Origin of the sequence: Agrobacterium sp. CFBP 3001, from assembly GCF_027871605.1 — a bacterium.
Taxonomy (GTDB): Bacteria; Pseudomonadota; Alphaproteobacteria; order Rhizobiales; family Rhizobiaceae; genus Agrobacterium; species Agrobacterium leguminum.
The window spans coordinates 111,605-131,106 of sequence record NZ_JAQAHD010000014.1 but is presented as its reverse complement, the minus strand read 5'-3'; the positions used below and the strand labels follow the sequence as shown (position 1 = coordinate 131,106).

The window sequence follows — 19,502 nt, the reverse complement described above, 5'->3', positions numbered from 1 at the left end:
AACATCGGCAAATTGGGCTTCAGGCCAGCGGCTTATAAGCGATAACGTCCATTTCCACCTTGGCATCGACCATCAGCGGAGATTGCACGGTGGAGCGTGCCGGCGGATGATCGATGAAATATTTCTGGAAGACAGCGTTAAAGCTCGAAAAATCCCGGGCATCGTCCAGCCAGACATTGACCTTGACCACATCCGCAAGCGTACAATCGGCAAGCGCCAGAACATCCTTGATATTCGCAACCACCTGCTCGGTCTGCGCCACGATTCCGCCGGTCACGACCTCGCCATCGACGGTCGGCACCTGCCCGGAAACATAAACGAAATCGCCGGCCCGGACGGCCTTGGCAAATGGTCGCCGCTGTCCACCAGCCTGATTGTCCGCCGCCTCATATCGTATCAGTTTCGGCTTTTGCATAAGTCCTCGCAAATTATTTTCATAATTTCAGAAATTTTCGCGATTTGTAGCCGATTTTATGGCACATTTCCATAAGCAATGTAAATTATTTAGCAATCCGGCACATTACGAGCGAAATCCGCCGCAACGCTTTCTGCTGTTGATTACAGGGAAATGTACGGCTTATGGTCGATATATGCCATGATTCAAGTAAGAACAGCGCGCTTATCTTGCGGTTCCCATCGGCATTCGCGCTGCGTTCCACTCGCCAATTCGGCATCGATGGAATTTCCAGCACATTATTCAGAGAACAAGTTTGCCGCGGCTAACCTCTTAGGAGAGGTACTAGGCACGTCTGGCTGCGGCCGGCCCTTCAACCAGCTCACCCCCGTGCGGAAAGCCGATCGCTCGCTGTCACTCTGTCCGTGATCTCTTGCGCGATCTTCTGCGCCTGCACACGAATATCCGGAACGGCGGTAATTTCCCAGAAGCGGCCCGCCGTCAGCGCACCCGCGGCGAAAAGACCAGGCCAGCTTCGTCCGTCCGTCCGAAGCAAACGGGACTGGCCATCGACTTCTACACCGAGCCCGAAGGGATCGAGTAAAATAACGCCATCGCCGCGCATCGTTTCAAGAAGCCGCGAATGGCCGATGCCGGCCCGCTCCATTCCCGTGCAATTGATGACCCAATCGACCTGCAGTTCCTTCAATATCTGCGTATGCCTGCGGCGGTAACGCACGGCGATCCCCTCCTCCCCTTCTTTTATGGAGCGAAGGTAACCCGCATGAATTTCAAGAACACCATCTGAAAGCAACTTCCCGAAAGCGCCAGACACTTCAGGCGCGATACGGTGCCGATGGATGTTCCACCACGGCAAGGCATGCCGAAGAAACCGGCTGCGCTGCGGAGGTGTAAGACGTTGCCAAAGCGATTGGGTTTGCGGCCGCAAGCCATCCATGACGGTGCGCCACGGCGCCCCATCGCGCACCTGCTTGCGCAGAGAGTGCAGCAACCAGCTAATCTCCGTCGAGCCTTCGGGTAAATTCGGCTCCACGGGCGGTGACGGTGGGCTGACATGCGGATGCGGCACCAGACCACGGCGGGACAGAACATGGATTGGCCCTTGATGTCCTTTTCCCCTCAGAGTCAAAACCTGATCGATCATCGTCAGGCCCGACCCCAGAATACAAATGCGATCTCCGGCTCTAATTTTGGACAACCATCCCGGCTGCCAGCAGTGGCCGATGACACGTTGCGGGCCCTCTTCTTCCCTTGCGACAGTTTGCACCGGCAAACTCGCCGCGCCGACACCCAGGCACAGAACGACATTCTGCGCGCGCAGCTGCTCACCATTTTCCAGCGTAAAAGAAAATCCGCCTGTGCCATCCGGCCGACAGGCCGAAGCCCTGGCCCGAACGAAGTCCACCCGGGCTCGTTGCTCCCTGCTTCTAAGTAGGCCAGCTAGCCTGTCGCGAAGATAAAGACCATAGTCACCGCGCGAGGCGAACAGCAGGGGATTGTCCGCGATCCCGTTTTCCGCCAACCAGTCGACAAAGTCATCAGGCTTGTCAGGGAAGACACTCATTCGCCCGGCCGGCACATTCAGACGATGATAGGGCAGCTCCGTGCGATAGGCGGTGCCGCGCCCGAAATCCGACTCATCGCCGACGATAGCGATAGAGGCTTCCGCGGGCAGTGACGATAGAAGATGGGCAGCGGTACAGATTGCCGAAAAACCCGACCCGACGAGAGCGACATCATAGGACATTCATTCCTCCAACCTGCGACAGCTTGAACAGCCAGACGACCGGTGCCGAACCCAACGATACTCTAGTCAACGAGTAGAGATTAAACAGATGCGAATGTCCACCCTTCACTTTCTGGCGCCGGGATTATCGGAGGCATAGAAGATCAAACCCAAAAGTAAGCCGCGGCAAACTTCCGCACGGGGGCGGATATTCGGGCACCAAACGACGCGACAATGCCCTTCTTTATGATCAACAACGAGAAGTTAGCCGCGGCTAACCGTCAAACGGTCACAAAAAGCAAATGTGATTCTTCCACAATGCTTTAGCGGCACTTTCCAACCTGAGAAAAAAGCCTATTGCGCCAAAAAGAGAATCGGCGCTTATATCTCAGTTGCGGAAAAAACCGCCTTTTTCGAAAAAAACCGCTACTGCAATTTCGAGCGAAAGAAGACCGATGACACAGAGTGCCGATTTAAGACGTGCCGCAGGAGCACCCGACCTGACGAGTCTTATACAACAGCATTCGGCTGCGTTGTCAGCCCAATTGCAGGCTCATAATGCAAATACATTTTCACCGCACACCGAAAAGAGCATGCGCCATTTTTCACCGGCGGAAACCGCACGGTTGATCGGCATCGGCGAAGCCTATCTTCGCCAGATCGCCGCCGAGCGTCCGGAGCTCGATGCGGCGCAGGCTTCCGGCCGTCGTTCCTATTCCGTCGAGGATATGGACGAGATCAGAAAATTCCTCGATCAGGGCGCGCGTGGCACACGCCGCTATCTGCCGCATCGCCGTGACGGTGAAGAGTTGCAGGTCATTGCGGTCATGAACTTCAAGGGCGGTTCGGGCAAAACCACGACATCTGCGCATCTGGCGCAATATCTGGCGCTGCGCGGTTACCGGGTACTTGCCATCGATCTCGATCCGCAGGCCAGTCTGTCCGCTCTCTTCGGTCATCAGCCGGAGATTGATGTCGGTCCGAATGAAACGCTTTATGGCGCGATCCGTTACGACGACGAACGCCGGCCGATCGCCGAGATCGTTCGTGGCACCTATATTCCAAATCTCCATATCGTTCCGGGCAACCTGGAGCTTATGGAATTCGAACACGACACGCCCCGCGCCCTGATGCGTCGCGCACCGGGAGATACCTTGTTTTTTGCCCGCATCGGCCAGGCAATAGCCCAGGCGCAGAACTTCTATGACGTTGTAGTCATCGATTGCCCGCCGCAGCTCGGTTATCTGACACTTTCGGCGCTGACGGCTGCCACATCGGTTCTCGTCACCGTTCATCCGCAAATGCTCGATGTGATGTCAATGAACCAGTTCCTTGCCATGACCGGCGATCTTCTCGCTGAAATCGGCAGGGCGGGCGCGCGTTCCGACTACAACTGGATGCGTTACCTGATCACCCGTTTTGAACCGAGCGATGGGCCGCAAAACCAGATGGTCGCGTTCCTGCGCTCGATTTTCGGTGAAAACGTCCTCATCCACCCGATGCTGAAGAGCACGGCCGTCTCGGATGCCGGACTGACCAACCAGACACTTTTTGAAGTGGAAAGAACCCAGTTCACCCGGTCCACCTATGACCGCGCGCTGGAAGCCATGAACAACGTAAACGCTGAAATCGAAGGACTGATAAAAAAAGCGTGGGGTAGGGCAGCATGAGCAGAAAACAGATTTTCGCCAATCTCGGTACACCGGGCGCAGACAGCAACGAGGCTGCCACCGAGCGGTCGCGTCCGCGTATCCGGCCCATCCTCGGTTCTCCGGAACTCGTGACGGATGTTCTAAATTCCCCGGTCGGCATGATCGGCCAGTCGCTCAACGAAGTATCGGAACGCGCCAAGCGCGCAGAAGAGATCGAAAAGCAGCTCGCCGAAGGTCTTACGATCGTTTCGCTCAACCCTGCCGATATCGATCCCTCTTTCATACCGGATCGCATGCCAGCCTCGGAAGAGGCGGATGCGGGTCTGGTCGAGGCCATTCGTGAACAGGGCCAGCAGGTTCCCATTCTGGTGCGCCCGCATCCCGAATTCCCCGGCCGTTATCAGGTCGCCTTCGGCCATCGTCGCCTGCGCGCCGTTTCCAGCCTCGGTATTCCGGTCAAGGCGGTCGTTCGTGATCTCAGCGACGAGCAGCTTGTCGTTGCCCAGGGACAGGAAAACAACGAGCGTCGCGACCTCACCTATATCGAAAAGGCGCGTTTTGCCCAGAAACTGCAAATGCGGTTTCCTCGCGATACGATCATGGCCGCCATGTCGCTGCACAAGGGCGATCTTTCCAACATGCTTTCGGTTGTCGGCCGCATTCCCGAAGATTTGGTCGATCTGATTGGCCCGGCCCCGACTGTCGGCCGTCGTAACTGGATGGATCTTGCCGATCAGCTTTCCTCCTCTCAGGTCAAGGAAGCAGCCCGCGCCTATGTCAAGGACGCATCGGTTGCCGCCCTGCCATCGGAAGAACGTTTCAAGTCGCTTCTGGATTTTCTGAAGCCCAAGGCGCAGGCGAAAAAAACCGGCGTCTGGTCATCGCAAACCGGCGGTCGACTGGCAAAGGTGGTCGAAAGCGACCGCAAGCTGGATATCTCCATCGACAAGAACGAAGCCCCGGAATTTGCCGAGTTCGTTCTCGAACATCTTCAGACGCTGTTTGCCGAATACCGGTCCAAGCAGTGATTTTTAACTCGAACGACTAACAGGAGACGCATCACAAAAGAAAAAAGCCCCCGAACGTTGCCGCGCGGAAGCCTTTCTTTGATTTAAGCACCCGAAGAATCTCATTTCCGCGAATCATAGTCAAGAGTCTTGGCATCGAATTTTTCGGTGAGCGATTTTCTTTTGCCTTGTGAAAGGTGAAAGACATGGACAGCACATGTGTAACGACGCCCTTTGGGCGGCGAGCGATGTCGTTTGGCGTCCTCGCAACCCAGTTTGCCGCGCAGAAAAACAAGAAAATCGAAGCGGTCGATAAATGGAAACTCTATCGTTCGGTCTGCGAAGCCAGGCCATTGCTCCGCGTGACTGATCGCTCGCTCGCGGTTCTGAACGCGCTTTTGAGTTTTTATCCGAAAAACGAGCTTTCCAGCGAAGCCGGATTGGTCGTCTTCCCGTCGAATACGCAATTGTCACTCAGGGCCCATGGCATGGCCGAGCAGACGTTGCGGCGGCATCTCTCGGCTCTTGTCGAGGCCGGTCTTATCATTCGCAAGGACAGCCCGAACGGAAAACGATACGCCCGCAAGCACAGGGGAGGGGAAATCAGCGAGGCTTACGGTTTTTCGCTGGCGCCGCTTCTTGCCCGCAAAGCGGAAATCGAGGAACTGGCCGAACGCATCGTCAGCGAGCGGCTCGATCTTCAGCGGCTTCGTGAAAATATCAGCCTTTGCCGCCGCGATATCCAGAAACTCTGCGAGATGATTGCCGCGAGCGGTGAAGTCGAAACCTTCGAAGGGTTTCAGACCCGCTACAATGCCATTGCCCGCTCTCTCGGCCGCAATTCCAAGCCTGCGGAGCTTCGGGAAATCGCCGGATTTTTGGCCTCTTTGCGCGCGGAAGTGACCAACTATCTGGAAAATATTGAAAAATCGGAAAAAACGGGCGGCAATGACTGCCAAAATGAGCGCCTCATAAAGAATTCAGAATCCGAATCCATATCTGAACGGCAAGATTTGTGCGAACCGGCAACCGTTGCACCCGCCAGCACGGCAAGCACCCAGCCCGCATATGTGGCGCCCGTCAGTACAAAAGCTTCGCCGCAGTCAGCAAAGCCTGTTCTTCATAAGCAATTTTTTGTTCCTGATATTGTTTTGGTTTTGAAGGCTTGCCCGGATATCTCGCTCTATGCCCCAGGCGGAGCGGTTACCGGATGGCGCGATCTCGAAGTGGCGACATCCGTCATCAAAACCATGTTCAACATCAGCCAGTCGGCGTATCAGGATGCGCTGCTCACATTCGGCCGACAGGGAACGGCAGCCATTCTCGCATGCCTTTTGCAGAAAGCGGACCAGATAAGCTCGCTCGGCGGATATCTGCGTAATCTGACCCGTAAGGCGCAGGAAGGCGGCTTCGATGTGCAGACAATGCTTCTGGCGCAGTTGCGAGGGCGTAAGGAAACCAAGGAGGCGAACATGCTTTCGTGAGTTCTCACGGCCGCGGGAAATGGTCATCGCTTGCGGAAAAAGCAGACGGAAGTTACATTAACGCAGTTTCCGCAAGTAGAAAGAGATTCGCATGAGGGTGCTGTAGCAACAGTGCAGCCGGTGGATTTCTATGGTTAATGCAAAGTAATGAAAACTAAGTTCTATTTAGCTTTCGTTTGCGTTTTTCCCTGATTGGTTTCAATCGCTTGAGTCGAGGCTGTTTTTTGTCGAAATGGCGACGAGAAGAGCGGAAAAGTGCAATCTGTATGCAAGAAGCACGTGGCAAAACACGTGTTGGGTACTGAATGGAAGTCCATGCCCGAGCGCCACAAAACCGGGATATGGCCCCATCGGAAGTGACTGGACGGGGGATTGACAAAGCCCCGCGCCGAGGGCGGCGAAGTTGAACTTTCTGCAAGGTCCTGCGTTTGGGCTTGATTGCTTGAACGGATGGCTGAGCTGATGAATTTTCCGGATGACATGGAACTGGCCGTCGCCCTCTACATGGCGGATAACGCCTTGCCGCGGGAAAGGGCTATCGAAAAGCTCCTGAGAGCGGAGCTCGAAAACACTGGCCATCTGCCCGGTGGTGAAGGTCGACCGCCGGAGATTGTCGGTGGGCAACCGAGCGCCGACTATGTTCAATATAGCTCCTACCTTGATGGGGATCGCTGACGAGCGGCGGAACCAAAGCGGGCGAGGGCTGTTTATGGCGCAACTAACTGTGCCAGGATATGCGCCCCATGTTTCCCAGATCATTTATTCTCTCAGCCGCACTCACCGCGATGACGAGCCTGCCTGCAATTGCCCAGCCTCTCGAGGTCAGCACGCTTGCGGTTTCCAGCGCCGACAGCATTCCACTTTCGCCCAAGGCTGTGACCCCGAACTACATTACCGACGTCTCTGGGAAGAAAGTCCGTCTGGTTGGGCCGCGCTTTTATCCCGACAATGCGCGGGCGCTGGAGTTTCCCGGCCGAAGGTCGAACCCCGTTGTATCGGGGAGCGAAGAGGCTTTATCGCAACGGTGAGGGGGCGTGGTGAGAAGACCGGTCGAAATCTTGCGGCGGAGGTGGAATGAGAACCAGGGGTGAGCTTCAACGACGCAAAGCGGATGCGGAAAGCTGGATAAGGCAGGAGGGCCAGGACGCCGGCAAGGCCAGCTTCCCCGAACTGTTCTTCGATCTGGTTTTTGTTTTCGCGCTGATCCAACTCTCCCACGCTCTGGCCAAGGATTTTGGGCCGACGGCTGCGCTTGAGGCTGGCATCCTGATATTGTCGCTCTGGTGGCTATGGATACACACCACCTGGATCACAAACCTGCTGAACACGGAAAAGGAGCCAGTCAGGATCCTGCTGTTCGTGCTGATGTTCGGCGGCGTTCTGCTGGCCATCGCGCTGCCGGAGGCTTTTTCGGAACAGGGCCTCGTCTTCGCCCTGATCTACAGCGTGATGCAAGTCGGTCGAAGCCTGTTCGCCCTCTATGCGTTCAGGGGTGAAGACCGGCAGTCTTATCTGGTCTTCGTGCGCGTGACGATCTGGCTCGTGGTATCGAGCCTGTTCTGGCTGGCGGGTGGGCTCGTCGATCTGACGGATCGCATTCTCCTGTGGGGCATCGCACTTGCAATTGAATATGCCGGCCCCGCCTGCCGTTATGTCGTGCCGGGCGTAGCCTCGAGCGACGAGGACAGGCTGCATCTTTCCGGCGAGCATCTGGCGGAGCGATGTGCGCTCTTCGTCATCATCTGCCTTGGCGAAACGATCCTGACCACGGGACGCACGGCCACCGAATATATGAATTCGGGCCTGACATTCATCGTCTTCTGCTCCGCTTTCGTCAGTACCGTGGCGATGTGGTGGATTTATTTCCATCACGGGCAGGAGGAGGCGTCGAGAAAAGCGGAGAATGCCGAAGAAAAGGCGAAGATCGCCCATAATCTTTTTAACTACGGGCATTTGCCCATCGTGGCCGGTATCATCCTGACGGCGGTGGGTGAGGATTTCAGCCTCTCCCATGCGCGGGATGGCGCAACGATGCGCGAGGCGCTCGCCATTCTCGGCGGTCCGGTTCTGTTTCTGGCCGGCAATATCGGCGTCAAGATCGCCGTCGCCTATCAGCGACCGGTTTCGCATTTTGCCGGCGTGGCGGCGCTCTGCCTGCTTTTGCCGGTGCCGGGTATTCCGCTTTTCGTGCTGCAACTGGTGAGCACGGCAATTCTTCTGCTTGTCGCCCTTTGGGAATATCTGGCGCTGAAAAGGGCCGTCGCCAATGCCTGATCGCTGATCAGGCGTTGACGAGATTGCGCGCCCTGTCGTTCCAGAGCCGAAGGCTGCGGGCATAGGCTTCCTCAAAGGGCAGAGCCATATCGTTGACCAGCATCAGCGCGATGGCTGCCGTCGAGATGATAATGGTTTCTGCCCTTTCGTCCCTTGCGGCGCCCGTCCAGACCGCCCGCCAATATTCGAAGGTTGTGAACATGGTCGGCATTTCGGCGGGCGGCGTTTCGCGTGCGGGAACGATGAATTCCACATCCCTGCCCTTTGAAAGACCGAAAATCCGGGTGCTGCGAAACGGCGTGAATTGCGCAAAATCCCGCGTATTGCCGAGAATGGAGAGGTTTTCCACCGAAAGCAGTCGCGCGGTGTCCCGATGAAGTTCCTGATAGGACGGGCGGGCGACGCCGATGATCGTGCTTCTGGCGCGAAGCGGATTGAGAAGATGCACGACCGTGTTGAGCGGCAGGCGCATCTCCAGAAGGCCGTACAGGCCGAGCAGGCTTTGAAACTGCTGGGACAGACCACCGATCGGCAGGTAGGCGATGCGTTCCGAGGCTGTGGCTTTCGCCGCCTGCGAAAGCGAGTGGCAAAGGGGAATGCCGCAGGCCTGTGCTGCAAGTTCAAGCTTGCCGCCGTTTTCTCCCTGCCCCACATGCCCGTGCAGCAGGACGCTGTATCCCGCCATGGCGACAAGACGCGCGGAATGGAGGAACCACGGCGCATCGCGATGTTTCGGCGACATATAAGCGGGCCAGTCGAGATCCGCCGATGCAGGAGCTTGCTGGTCCCTCTCTATATGTCGCCACATGGCTTCGATGAAACCGGCAAGCTCCGCCGCGGTCACTCCGCGATAATTCATGGTGGCAAGCAGCGCGCCAATCTGTATCGGGTCGGCATCGCCATCGAGAATGATAGAGAGCGCGTCCATCGCTTCCACCTGGCTGAGCGGGCGGCTGTTTCCGATGCCCATCGCGCAGGTTGCGATATATTTGGCAAGCCTCTGCTGCGGATCGGCATTGTGGCCGATGCGCGCAAGACGGTCGGCGATGTTTTCCGGTGTCGGCTGACCTTCCAGAAGAACGCTGGGGCGAAGCGAAAGCGGCGGCGCCTTCATCAGCACGGGCTGCTCCCAGCCGCTTGCACTGGCGTTGGCCGGGGCGGCGGGTTTTTCCTGCGAATAGTCGATAAGGTTCTCGGCCTCCGCCGCCAGCGAACGAATGCGCAGCCGCATGTTTTCGGCAAAGGGGGTGGGGCGCAGGCCCTGACCGGTGCGCAGAAAAAGCTGGTCGTCGTATCTTTCGCGCAGCTGCTGCAAGATGCGGCTCATGGAAGATGTCGGCAGTCCCATGCCCGCCGCCGCGCGGCTGACGCTGCCTTCCCGCAACAACGCATCGAAAGCGACAAGTAGTTTCAGCTGCCCAAGCCTGTCTGGCCTTGTCGTGGAAGCTGGTTCATCTTTTCTCTTGCCGGTTGTCATCTTGCGATTTTTTTACTCCGCCGCTTGTCCGGGGAGCCCTTTTTGCAATTTCTGGAATTTAGAACTGTTCGAAAACAAACGCGTTGCGCCCGCACTCCCTCCTAAATAAGTGGGGTTAAATTCTCAAGTTAAATGCGGGGGCATAACATGGAATTGAAGTACCGCGGCCGCGAAAAGTCCGCGACGATAATAAAGGCCGGTCTTTCGGCAGCAATGGCGGGAACGGCCCTTAGCATTGCTCTGCCCGTTTTTGCGCAGCAGGCGTCTGAGGGGAACACGGTTCTTCAGCAGATCGTCGTCACCGCATCCGGTTTCGAGCAGAATGTGAAGGACGCTCCGGCCAGCATCACGGTTGTGACGCGGGAAGATCTGGAAAAGGGGTCCTATCGCGATCTGACCGATGCCCTGCGAGAAGTTCAGGGCGTATCCGTTACCGGCATTGCCAATGAAAAGGATATTTTCATTCGCGGTCTGCCCGGTGCTTACACGCTGGTTCTGGTTGACGGCAAGCGGCAGAGCACGCGCGATGCCCGCACCAACGGCAATTCCGGTTTCGAACAGAGTTTCGTGCCGCCGGTTTCGGCGATCGAGCGTATTGAAGTGGTGCGCGGGCCGATGTCCTCGCTTTACGGTTCGGATGCCATGGGCGGTGTCATCAACATCATCACCCGCAAGGTCGGCGATGTCTGGTCAGGTTCCGTCACCACCGAAGGAACGGTTCAGCAGCATTCCAAATTCGGCAATAGCGGCCAGGTCTCCTGGTACGCTAACGGACCGATCCTGAAGGACCAGCTCGGTCTGCAGCTCTGGGGCAGGGGTTTCACACGCGGCGAAGACCGTATTCTGAGCGGCACCACGGGCGCCAAGGAATATGATTTCAACGGTCGTCTGACGTTTACGCCGAACGAAGATCACGACATCTATCTCGAAGGCGGCAAGACGCGGCTGCGCCGCAGCGCCGAGCCCGGCGACACGCTGGCGGCAACCGACGCCAACGGCACCTACAATACCAATACGCGCGACCATTGGTCATTGTCGCATACCGGCCGCTGGGGGCCGACCACATCCGAATTTTCGTTCCAGCAGGAATGGGCGGAGCGTACCAACTTCACCAGAAATATCCGCACCGGCCGCGTGACAGAAAACCCGCGCTCGCCGGAAGTGCGCAACACCGTTCTCGATGGCAAGTTCACGACGCCGTTCGAATTGTTTGGAAACCACACGCTGGTCACGGGCGGACAATATTTCGAGGCGCGGCTGACCGACCAGAACCCGGGACGCCGCACCGGCCGCGATGAGACATTTTCGGCGACGCAATGGGCGCTCTTCCTTGAGGATGAATGGCGCATTGTCGATAATTTCGCGCTGACGGGCGGTCTTCGTCTCGATAATCACGAGAAATACGGCAATCATTTCAGCCCGCGCCTTTATGGCGTCTGGAGCGCGACCGAGGAACTGACCATCAAGGGCGGCATCTCTACCGGTTTCCGTGCCCCGGAAATCCGCCAGATCGCACCGGGTTACGCCTATACGACGGGTGGTGGCGGTTGCACCTATGGCCCGAGCGGCACCTGCGGCGTGATCATCGGCGATCCCAACCTCGAAGCGGAAAAGAGCACGAGCTATGAAGTGGCTGCGCTTTGGGACAATGGCGACGTCGCTCTCGGCGCCACCTATTTCTATACCGATTTCAAGGACAAGATTTCCAATGCGCTGGTGCTCAATCCGGATGGAACGCCTGCCCGCTGGAGCGAAGACCGCAACTATCGTCTCTGGTACAATTACAACATCGACGATGCGGTCGTTCAGGGTGTGGAACTGACGGCGACATGGTATGCGACGCCGGACCTGACGCTGCGCGGCAACTATACTTATACCCATTCCGAACAGAAAACCGGCGATTATGAAGGTTTCCCGCTGGCGCGCACGCCGGAACATATGGCCAATCTGCGCGGCGACTGGGTGACCCCAATCGACGGTCTGGAAGCCTGGGCCTCGCTGAACTACCACGGGTCGGAAATCAATGCCGGCCCGCGCATCGGCACCAACGGCACGCCTGTGACGATCAACGGCAAGGCCGGGCGTAAATATGACGCCTACACGACCCTCGATATCGGCGCGAAATATGCGGTTGCCGAAAATGTCGACCTCAATGCCGCCATTTACAATGTCTTCGACAAGGATGTCGGCACCGACGATTTCAACACCGTCATGGAAGGCCGCCGTTTCTGGATCAGCATGACAGCGAAGTTCTGATCCGTGGCCACATTCACGAAATTTGAAGGCGCCTTTGGGCGCCTCTTTTTTTTGGGCTATCGCCTATTGACCTCAACTATGGTTGAGGAATTATACCGGCTGCTCTTTACTATGTTTCCGCGTTTTCCGAGCGGAAATCGTTACGGAAGCAGGAGCCAGAATGGAAAATACCGTATTCAAGCACAGCCTGACGGTTGGGGAGGTTGCCCGCCGCAGCGGCATCGCCGTGTCCACCATCCATTTTTACGAGGCGAAGGGGCTGATTGAAGGTTGGCGAACCGCCGGTAACCAGCGTCGTTATCATCGCGCCGTCCTGCGGCGTATCGCCATCATCCGCATCGCGCAGCGGGCGGGTATACAGCTCAGCATCATCAGGGATGCGATGGCCGATCTGCCGCAGGATCGGGTGGCAACGACGGCCGATTGGCGCAGGTTTTCCCAATCCTGGCGGGAAATGCTGCAGCTTCGCATCAACAGCCTTATCATGCTGCGCGATCAGCTGACCGGCTGTATCGGTTGCGGGTGTCTTTCGCTGGATGATTGTCCGTTGCGCAATCCGAACGATGTTCTGGCCGATGACGGCGCAGGTCCGCGCCGCCTCGTTTCTGCGGAATGAACGGGATTTCCGAACCGGAAAGCTTGTTTCTCACTCGGAATCGGTGGCAACCCAGACGCTGACGCTGCCGCCATTGGTGGGAAAGACGCCCTTGCCACTCTCATCGAGGGTAATCCGTTCTTCACGGTGCCCGAGAAAGTCATGCCAGACCGCCCCGGCGTGATCGGGACCGAGATCGATCTGCTTTTCCGCCGGCTCGCCATTCGACATCACCACCACGCAGCCCGGCGCATCGGCGGCGCCGTGGCGAATAAAGGCGATGCAGCTTGCATCGTCGAGAATATCCGTCTGGGCTCCGTTGGCGAAACGGCTGCGGGCCTCGATGAGTTTCGGCAGGCATTCAATGGCGGGCATATCGATTTTATACTCGTTGCCGTCATTGCCGGTGTCGGTATAGCTCGTGCCGAACAGATCGGGATAAAAGACGCAGGGCACACCCTCTTCGCGCAGCAGGATGATCGCATAGGCAAGAGGCTTGAACCAGGGCTCCACCGGCGCTTCCAGCGATTGCAGCGGCTGCGTGTCGTGATTGTCGACCAGCGTGACGGCATGGTCGGGAACGGCGGAAACAAGCGAACCATCGAAGATGCTGCGCATATCGAAATCGCCGCCCTGTTTCGAGGCATCGTGGAAGCTGTGGTGAAGGGCGACATCGAAAAGCATCAGCTGCTTGTCGACGAGTTCCAGATAGCTTTTCAACGCCTCGAGATCGGGGTGCCAATATTCCGCCACGACGAAAAGATCGGGATCGACCGTTTCGCGCATATGGCCGACCCAGTCGCGGAAGAACCAGGCCGGAATATGTTTGGCGGCATCGAGGCGGAAGCCATCGACCTGCACCTGCTCGGAGAGCCAGCGGCCCCAATATTTGAGCTCTTCGTAAACCGCCCGGTTCCTGAACTCGACATCGGCACCCATCAGATAATCGAAATTGCCGTTTTCCTGATCGACTTCCTCATTCCATTCCCCATCGCCATACTCATTGACGAGGCGGAAAATGCCGTCTTCGGTCGGCTCTTCGATATGATCGACACCGCTGAAGCACTTCAAATCCCAGATGAATTTGGAGTGTTTGCCGTTGCGGCCGGGAAAGGTGAAGCGGGTAAAGGCCAGCGCCTGAAAGTCTTCATCGTCGATTTCGGTACGGTCTTCGGGATTGACGCGGCGAACCCGTACCTTTTCCTTTTCATCCGCACCCATCTTGTGATTGAGAACCACGTCATGAATGACGCGGATGCCGTTTTCCTTCAGCGTCCGGCCCGCATGTTCGAGGGCGGCGCGATCGCCATATTTGGTGGCGACGGTGCCCTTCTGGTCGAATTCACCGAGGTCGAAGAGATCGTAGGTATCGTAACCGACCGAATAACCGCCCGCAGCACCCTTATAGGCGGGTGGCAGCCAGATATCGGTGATGCCCATTTTGGCAAGGCTTGTCGCCTTTTCGGCCACCTCGCTCCATAATTTCCCTCCGTCCGGATAATACCAATGGAAGAACTGAAGCAAGGTGCGTCCGGCCATATTTCCCTCACAGTCGTTAGCAGGTCGCGCCATAAACGGCCCGGCGGCGAAAGGGTTCCGCCGCCAGCCATGCGCGATCTGCAATTGTGAGGCCGGTGGCCTGTCCGTATATTAGCCGGCTATCTCGAGAAGGGCTGCGCCCGCCTGCAGATAGTCGCCTTCCTTGACAATGAGGCGAACTTTGCCGGCCTTGGTGGCGATAATCTGCGTCTCCATCTTCATGGCTTCCATGACGGCCAGAAGATCGCCTTGCGACACCGCATCACCGTCTTTTACCTTGAAGGACTGCAGGGTGCCGGAAACCGGGGCGGTGATTTCGCCCTCCTTTTCCTTGGGGCCGGCGGTGCCGTGAACAATCGCGCCGCCGCCGCTAACCGCACCGAGGCTGGAGAGCAGCAGGCTGGGCAGACCGACCGATACACGCTTGCCGTCGATTTCCAGAAAAGTGCGGGTGACGGAAGGGTCGTCGGCCGGTGCCGGGCGCTCCATGGCATCCGGCATGGCGGCGAAATCGGTCTCGATCCAGCGGGTGTGAACCTTGAAACCGTCCGTGCCGATGAAGTCTTCGGTTTCGATTGCGGCCCGATGGAAGGGCAGCACCGTGGCGATGCCTTCGATACGGAATTCTTTGAGCGCGCGGCGGGCGCGGCGCAGAACCTGATCGCGGTCGGCACCCGTGACGATCAGCTTCGCCATCAGCGAGTCGAACACACCCGGCACGCTGGAGCCGCTGACGACGCCACTATCCACGCGAATGCCGGGACCGGAAGGGGCGTCGAAAACCGAGATCGACCCGGGGGTCGGCAGGAAGCCCCGGCCGGGGTCTTCGGCATTGATGCGGAATTCCATCGAATGTCCACGCGGTTCCGGCGTTTCGAGGACCCGCAGCTTATGGCCTTCGGCGATACGGAACTGTTCGATGACGAGATCGATACCGGTGGTTTCTTCGGTAACGGGATGTTCCACCTGCAGGCGCGTATTGACCTCGAGGAAGGAAATCGTGCCATCGACGCCGAGCAGGAATTCGACGGTGCCGGCGCCGGAATAACCTGCAGCGGCGCAGATAGCTTTTGCAGCCGCATGGATTTTCTGCCGCTGTTCGGCGGAGAGGAACGGGGCAGGAGCCTCTTCGATCAGCTTCTGGTTCCGGCGCTGCAACGAACAATCGCGGGTGCCAAGGATGAGCACATTGCCATGCTTGTCGGCCAGAACCTGCGCCTCGATATGGCGCGGCCGGTCGAGGAAGCGCTCAAGGAAACACTCGCCGCGGCCAAAGGCGGCCGTTGCCTCGCGCACGGCGGATTCGTAGAGATCGGCGATCTCTTCCATCTTCCACGCAACCTTCAGACCGCGACCGCCGCCGCCATGGGCCGCCTTGACGGCGACGGGCAGGCCGTGTTCTTCGGCGAAGGCCGTGACTTCGGCAGCGGAAGAAACCGGGCCGTCACTGCCGGCGACCAGCGGTGCGCCGACGCCGGTGGCAATGCGCCGTGCCTCTACCTTGTCGCCCAGTGCCTCGATGACATGCGGGTCGGGGCCGATCCAGATGAGGCCGGCATCGAGAACGGCACGCGCAAATTCGGCGCGTTCGGACAGGAAACCGTAACCGGGATGAATGGCATCCGCACCGGCGCGTTGGGCAATCGCAATCAGCTTGGCGATATCGAGATAGGTCTCGGCGAGACGCACGCCCTCCAGCGCATAGGCCTCATCCGCCAGCCGGGCGAAGAGCGCATCCTGATCGGGATCGGCATAAACGGCGACCGATTGCACGCCGTAATCGCGACATGCGCGGATGATGCGGACCGCGATCTCGCCGCGATTGGCAATCAGCACTTTTTTCATCGCTCTTCTCCTCGGAATTCTGTGTTCTTGGCCGCGATTTCGGCGAAGGGGCCGATTGGGTGGAATTTGATTTTGGCGTTGACGGGGATTTGTCCCGCAAGATCGAGATGATATTCGGCGACCGCGCCGATGACGGGATAACCGCCGGTTAGCGGATGGTCGGCAAGGAAGAGAACCGGCTGGCCGCTATGGGGAATCTGGATCGCCCCTGTCGCCGTGCCTTCGCTCGGCAATTCGGCGCTGTCCTTGCGCTCCACCGGCACGTCGCCGGCAAGGCGGATGCCAACGCGGTTCGATTGCGGCGTGACCTGCCAGAGCTGGCCGGTCAGCGTCTCGACGCCCTTCTGCGTGAACCAGTCGGTGCGGGGGCCGAGAACGACGTCCAGCGTGACGACCTCGCCCATTGCCGGCGCTTCGAAGGCCGGAACCTCGTCGATCGATACGCTGGAAAGGCCGGTCTTTTCGCCTTTGAGGGAAAGGATGGCGCCTGTACCCACCGGCTCTGGGCCGACGACAGCCAGCGTATCCGTTGCGAAACTGCCGAGCACCGGCTCGACATCGAAGCCGCCGCGCACCGCAAGATAACAGCGCATGCCCTTTGGCGGCTGGCCGAAAGTGACCACATCACCGGGTTCGAGCGGCACCGGGCCATGGGTCTTTGCCGCGAAGCTGCGATCTGCCGTGGTGATGGTGACGGGGCAGGGGGCGCCTGCAATGCCGATGACGGCGCGGCTCGTGCTTTTAAAGGAAAATCCACCGAGCGTCAGTTCGAGACAGGGCGTGTTGACGGGGTTACCAACGATGCGGTTTGCGGCATTGAACGCGCCACGATCCAGTGCGCCGGAGGCCGAAACGCCCTGTCCGGTCTGGCCGAAGCGGCCGAGATCCTGAAAGATGGCGGGCATGGGGGCTGCGAGCACCTCGAAATGCGGGCCTGCTTTTGCCTGGTCTTTCCCGGCGCTGCGCGGTTCCGAGACGGGGATGTCGACCGTTTTGCCGGCCTTGTCCATGTCGAAGAAACGCACGCGGTAACCCGGCTGGAAAAGCGCGCCGGGATCGCGGTCTATATCCCACATCTTCACCGGCGTGGTGCCGATGATCTGCCAGCCGCCGGGGCTGTTTTGCGGGTAGACGCCGCTGAAGGCGCCGGCCAGCGCCACCGAACCTGCCGGAATGCGGGTGCGCGGGCTTTGCCGGCGTGGCACATGCAGCGCCGGATCGCCGCCGACCAGATAACCGAAGCCGGGAGCGAACCCGCAAAAGGCCACAGTGAATTCGCTTTCGGTGTGGCGGCGGATGACCTCTTCGATGCTCATGCCGGTCAGTTCGGCAACATCGGCAAGGTCCTCACCATTATAGTGGACGGGGATTTCCACGAGATTGTCCGAAGGCGCGATTTTTGCCGAGAGATCGCGGCTTGCCAGTCGCGCGACCAGCGCTTCGGCACCGATCTTCTCAGGGCGAAAGCGGATCATCAGGGTGCGGGCAGCCGGCACGGTCTCTTCGATACCTTCGACCGGATTGTTCTGAAGTGAGGCGAAAAGCGCCAGCGTTTCATCGAGATCGGCAAGTTCGACAAGAATGGTGGTGAGGCTGACGGGGAGAAAACGCATCATGTCCTCACGCGTGATAGGCTGAATCGGGAATGTCGGTGATGAACATGTGCCCCGGCGCATGGGTGATCGCAAAGGGTACGCCCGACGCCATCACGGCGGCCTGGGGTGTGACGCCGCAGGCCCAGAACACCGGAACTTCGCCCGGCTCGATCCGCACCGCATCGCCGAAATCAGGCTTTGCAAGATCGGTGATGCCGATCTCTTCCGGTGCGCCGACATGCACGGGCGACCCGTGTACGGCCGGAAAACGTCCCGAAATGGTCGCAGCATCGGCGACCCGCGAGGCCGGGATCGGCCGCATGGAAACGACCATATTGCCCTTCAGCCGACCGGCCGGGCGGCAGGGTCGGTTGGTGAGATACATCGGCACATTGCTCTTGTCGGTCATATGGCGGATTTCGATGCCCGCTTCCACCATCGGCGTTTCGAAGGTGAAGCTGCAGCCGATCAGGAAGGCGACGAGATCGTCACGCTCCGCCCAGGCGGCGGTTGCATCCGCTGTTTCCTCGACGAGCTTGCCGTCCCGCCAGATGCGGTAGAGCGGCAGGTCGGTTCTCAGATCTGCGCCGGGCGCGAGCAGCGTGGTGGGCGAACCGGGATCGGACACGTCCAGCACCGGGCAGGGTTTGGGATTGCGCTGCGCGTAAAGCAGGAAATCGAAGGCCCAGTCGCGCGGCAGCACGATCATGTTCGCCTGCGTGAAGCCGGGTGCAATGCCGGAAGTTGGGGCGACGAGGCCGTCGCGATAGGTCGCACGGGCCTTTCGTGCGGCGTCCGCGTTGGTGTGGTTGAGATAGGATGTCGGTATCGTCATCGGCTATCCTTTCAACGATTGGATGCGAAAGAGCGGATGTCGATGCCATCAGCCTCGAAACGGCGGCGGATTTCCTGGGCGATGGCGACGGCACCGGGGCTGTCGCCGTGCACGCAGATGGATTGCGCTTCGATTTTTATGATGCTGCCATCGATGGCCTCCAGCGTGCCTTCGCGGGCAAGCTGCACCATGCGGTCGGCGATTTTGGCCGCGTCATGCAGCACGGCACCGGCTTCGCGGCGGGAGACGAGTTGGCCCTGAGGCGTATAGGCGCGATCCGCGAAAGCTTCGGCGACGACGGCAAGACCTGCCTTGCGGGCAAGATCGAGGATGGGCGCGTTCGCAAGACCCATCAGCACCAGCGAAGGATCGATGGCCTTGATGCCGTCAATGACGGCCTGCCCCTGTTTCGCATCGTTGGCGATGCGGTTGTAAAGCGCGCCATGCGGTTTCACGTAACGCACCGTTGTGCCGGCAGCGGCGGCGACGCCTTTCAGTGCGCCGATCTGGTAGATGACATCGGCGATCAGTTCTTCCGAGGTCGCGTCCAGATCGCGGCGGCCAAAGCCAACGCGGTCCGGATAGGAGACATGGGCGCCAACGACCACGCCTTTTTCGGCGGCGGCCTTGACGGTGCGGTAGATACCGGCCGGATCGCCGGCATGAAATCCGCAGGCGATGTTGGCGCTGGAAACGATGGCGAGCATCGCCTCATCGTCTCCCATGCGCCATGCGCCGTAACTTTCGCCAAGATCGCTGTTGAGATCGATAGCGGCCATGTTTGCCTCCCTTTAGAGCATTT

Annotated in this window: 16 protein-coding genes; 8 read left to right on the top strand and 8 right to left on the bottom strand. The window is 58.8% G+C overall.

Annotation, left to right across the window (positions count from 1 at the left end):
- Positions 1 to 19: 19 nt before the first annotated feature.
- Both PH605_RS17870 and PH605_RS17865 read right to left on the bottom strand, forming a co-directional pair.
- Positions 20 to 415, bottom strand: coding sequence for a RidA family protein (locus tag PH605_RS17870; protein WP_059758295.1), 396 nt, complete (start codon positions 413 to 415; stop codon positions 20 to 22).
- A 361-nt stretch (positions 416 to 776) separates the two neighbouring features.
- Positions 777 to 2,162 (bottom strand): FAD/NAD(P)-binding protein, encoded by a 1,386-nt coding sequence (locus PH605_RS17865; RefSeq protein WP_125146754.1) that lies wholly within the window; start codon positions 2,160 to 2,162, stop codon positions 777 to 779.
- Between the two features lie 434 nt (positions 2,163 to 2,596).
- Between PH605_RS17865 and repA the strand changes: the two genes are divergently transcribed.
- The 6 genes from repA to PH605_RS17835 all read left to right on the top strand — a co-directional run bounded on the left by repA (position 2,597) and on the right by PH605_RS17835 (position 8,558).
- On the top strand, positions 2,597 to 3,811 hold the full coding sequence (repA, locus tag PH605_RS17860) for a plasmid partitioning protein RepA (RefSeq protein ID WP_026363408.1): 1,215 nt from the start codon (positions 2,597 to 2,599) through the stop codon (positions 3,809 to 3,811).
- Entirely contained in the window at positions 3,808 to 4,821 is a 1,014-nt protein-coding gene (gene repB / locus PH605_RS17855) for a plasmid partitioning protein RepB (protein ID WP_142845590.1), read from the top strand. The genes repA and repB overlap by 4 nt, the downstream gene beginning before the upstream one ends.
- Positions 4,822 to 5,006: 185 nt before the next feature.
- The gene (gene repC, locus PH605_RS17850; protein WP_142845589.1) at positions 5,007 to 6,284 is read left to right on the top strand and encodes a plasmid replication protein RepC; all 1,278 of its coding nucleotides are present in this window, start codon (positions 5,007 to 5,009) and stop codon (positions 6,282 to 6,284) included.
- 462 nt (positions 6,285 to 6,746) lie between these two features.
- Positions 6,747 to 6,959, top strand: a complete 213-nt coding sequence (locus PH605_RS17845; RefSeq protein ID WP_065656707.1) for a hypothetical protein — start codon at positions 6,747 to 6,749, stop codon at positions 6,957 to 6,959.
- A 68-nt stretch (positions 6,960 to 7,027) separates the two neighbouring features.
- Entirely contained in the window at positions 7,028 to 7,312 is a 285-nt protein-coding gene (locus PH605_RS17840; RefSeq protein ID WP_142845588.1) for a hypothetical protein, read from the top strand.
- Between the two features lie 46 nt (positions 7,313 to 7,358).
- On the top strand, positions 7,359 to 8,558 hold the full coding sequence (locus tag PH605_RS17835; RefSeq protein WP_142845587.1) for a low temperature requirement protein A: 1,200 nt from the start codon (positions 7,359 to 7,361) through the stop codon (positions 8,556 to 8,558).
- A 7-nt stretch (positions 8,559 to 8,565) separates the two neighbouring features.
- Here the strand turns inward: PH605_RS17835 and PH605_RS17830 are convergent, their stop codons facing one another.
- Positions 8,566 to 10,035: a glycosyl transferase family protein gene (locus tag PH605_RS17830; protein ID WP_142845586.1), complete on the bottom strand. Its 1,470-nt coding sequence runs from the start codon at positions 10,033 to 10,035 to the stop codon at positions 8,566 to 8,568.
- Between the two features lie 147 nt (positions 10,036 to 10,182).
- On the opposite strand from PH605_RS17830, the gene PH605_RS17825 reads away from it, so the two are divergent.
- Positions 10,183 to 12,291 carry a TonB-dependent receptor plug domain-containing protein gene (locus PH605_RS17825; protein WP_142845585.1) on the top strand — a complete coding sequence of 703 codons (2,109 nt, stop codon included), beginning with the start codon at positions 10,183 to 10,185 and terminating at the stop codon, positions 12,289 to 12,291.
- A gap of 160 nt (positions 12,292 to 12,451) precedes the next feature.
- Positions 12,452 to 12,907 (top strand): redox-sensitive transcriptional activator SoxR, encoded by a 456-nt coding sequence (gene soxR / locus PH605_RS17820; RefSeq protein ID WP_003519761.1) that lies wholly within the window; start codon positions 12,452 to 12,454, stop codon positions 12,905 to 12,907.
- A gap of 30 nt (positions 12,908 to 12,937) precedes the next feature.
- On the opposite strand, the gene amyA is transcribed toward soxR, so the two are convergent.
- The 5 genes from amyA to PH605_RS17795 all read right to left on the bottom strand — a co-directional run bounded on the left by amyA (position 12,938) and on the right by PH605_RS17795 (position 19,479).
- Positions 12,938 to 14,425, bottom strand: a complete 1,488-nt coding sequence (amyA, locus tag PH605_RS17815; RefSeq protein ID WP_142845584.1) for an alpha-amylase — start codon at positions 14,423 to 14,425, stop codon at positions 12,938 to 12,940.
- A 111-nt stretch (positions 14,426 to 14,536) separates the two neighbouring features.
- Complete coding sequence (locus PH605_RS17810) at positions 14,537 to 16,270, bottom strand: acetyl/propionyl/methylcrotonyl-CoA carboxylase subunit alpha (protein ID WP_142845583.1); 1,734 nt, start codon at positions 16,268 to 16,270, stop codon at positions 14,537 to 14,539.
- A complete protein-coding gene (locus tag PH605_RS17805) occupies positions 16,267 to 17,883 on the bottom strand; it encodes a 5-oxoprolinase/urea amidolyase family protein (RefSeq protein WP_142845605.1) in 1,617 nt (538 codons plus the stop codon). Before PH605_RS17805 ends, PH605_RS17810 begins: the two co-directional genes overlap by 4 nt.
- A gap of 7 nt (positions 17,884 to 17,890) precedes the next feature.
- Positions 17,891 to 18,700: a putative hydro-lyase gene (locus PH605_RS17800; protein ID WP_080857581.1), complete on the bottom strand. Its 810-nt coding sequence runs from the start codon at positions 18,698 to 18,700 to the stop codon at positions 17,891 to 17,893.
- 11 nt (positions 18,701 to 18,711) lie between these two features.
- Positions 18,712 to 19,479 carry a LamB/YcsF family protein gene (locus PH605_RS17795; RefSeq protein ID WP_059758319.1) on the bottom strand — a complete coding sequence of 256 codons (768 nt, stop codon included), beginning with the start codon at positions 19,477 to 19,479 and terminating at the stop codon, positions 18,712 to 18,714.
- Positions 19,480 to 19,502: the final 23 nt, after the last annotated feature.

What these genes read in the sequence shown, in the direction of transcription:
- PH605_RS17800 (WP_080857581.1), bottom strand. Translation starts at nt 18,700, where the DNA reads ATGACGATACCGACATCCTATCTCAACCACACCAACGCGGACGCCGCA.
- repC (WP_142845589.1), top strand. Translation starts at nt 5,007, where the DNA reads ATGGACAGCACATGTGTAACGACGCCCTTTGGGCGGCGAGCGATGTCG.
- PH605_RS17825 (WP_142845585.1), top strand. Translation starts at nt 10,183, where the DNA reads ATGGAATTGAAGTACCGCGGCCGCGAAAAGTCCGCGACGATAATAAAG.
- PH605_RS17845 (WP_065656707.1), top strand. Translation starts at nt 6,747, where the DNA reads ATGAATTTTCCGGATGACATGGAACTGGCCGTCGCCCTCTACATGGCG.
- PH605_RS17835 (WP_142845587.1), top strand. Translation starts at nt 7,359, where the DNA reads ATGAGAACCAGGGGTGAGCTTCAACGACGCAAAGCGGATGCGGAAAGC.
- PH605_RS17840 (WP_142845588.1), top strand. Translation starts at nt 7,028, where the DNA reads ATGTTTCCCAGATCATTTATTCTCTCAGCCGCACTCACCGCGATGACG.
- amyA (WP_142845584.1), bottom strand. Translation starts at nt 14,425, where the DNA reads ATGGCCGGACGCACCTTGCTTCAGTTCTTCCATTGGTATTATCCGGAC.
- PH605_RS17810 (WP_142845583.1), bottom strand. Translation starts at nt 16,270, where the DNA reads ATGAAAAAAGTGCTGATTGCCAATCGCGGCGAGATCGCGGTCCGCATC.
- repB (WP_142845590.1), top strand. Translation starts at nt 3,808, where the DNA reads ATGAGCAGAAAACAGATTTTCGCCAATCTCGGTACACCGGGCGCAGAC.
- PH605_RS17830 (WP_142845586.1), bottom strand. Translation starts at nt 10,035, where the DNA reads ATGACAACCGGCAAGAGAAAAGATGAACCAGCTTCCACGACAAGGCCA.
- soxR (WP_003519761.1), top strand. Translation starts at nt 12,452, where the DNA reads ATGGAAAATACCGTATTCAAGCACAGCCTGACGGTTGGGGAGGTTGCC.
- PH605_RS17865 (WP_125146754.1), bottom strand. Translation starts at nt 2,162, where the DNA reads ATGTCCTATGATGTCGCTCTCGTCGGGTCGGGTTTTTCGGCAATCTGT.
- PH605_RS17795 (WP_059758319.1), bottom strand. Translation starts at nt 19,479, where the DNA reads ATGGCCGCTATCGATCTCAACAGCGATCTTGGCGAAAGTTACGGCGCA.
- repA (WP_026363408.1), top strand. Translation starts at nt 2,597, where the DNA reads ATGACACAGAGTGCCGATTTAAGACGTGCCGCAGGAGCACCCGACCTG.
- PH605_RS17805 (WP_142845605.1), bottom strand. Translation starts at nt 17,883, where the DNA reads ATGCGTTTTCTCCCCGTCAGCCTCACCACCATTCTTGTCGAACTTGCC.
- PH605_RS17870 (WP_059758295.1), bottom strand. Translation starts at nt 415, where the DNA reads ATGCAAAAGCCGAAACTGATACGATATGAGGCGGCGGACAATCAGGCT.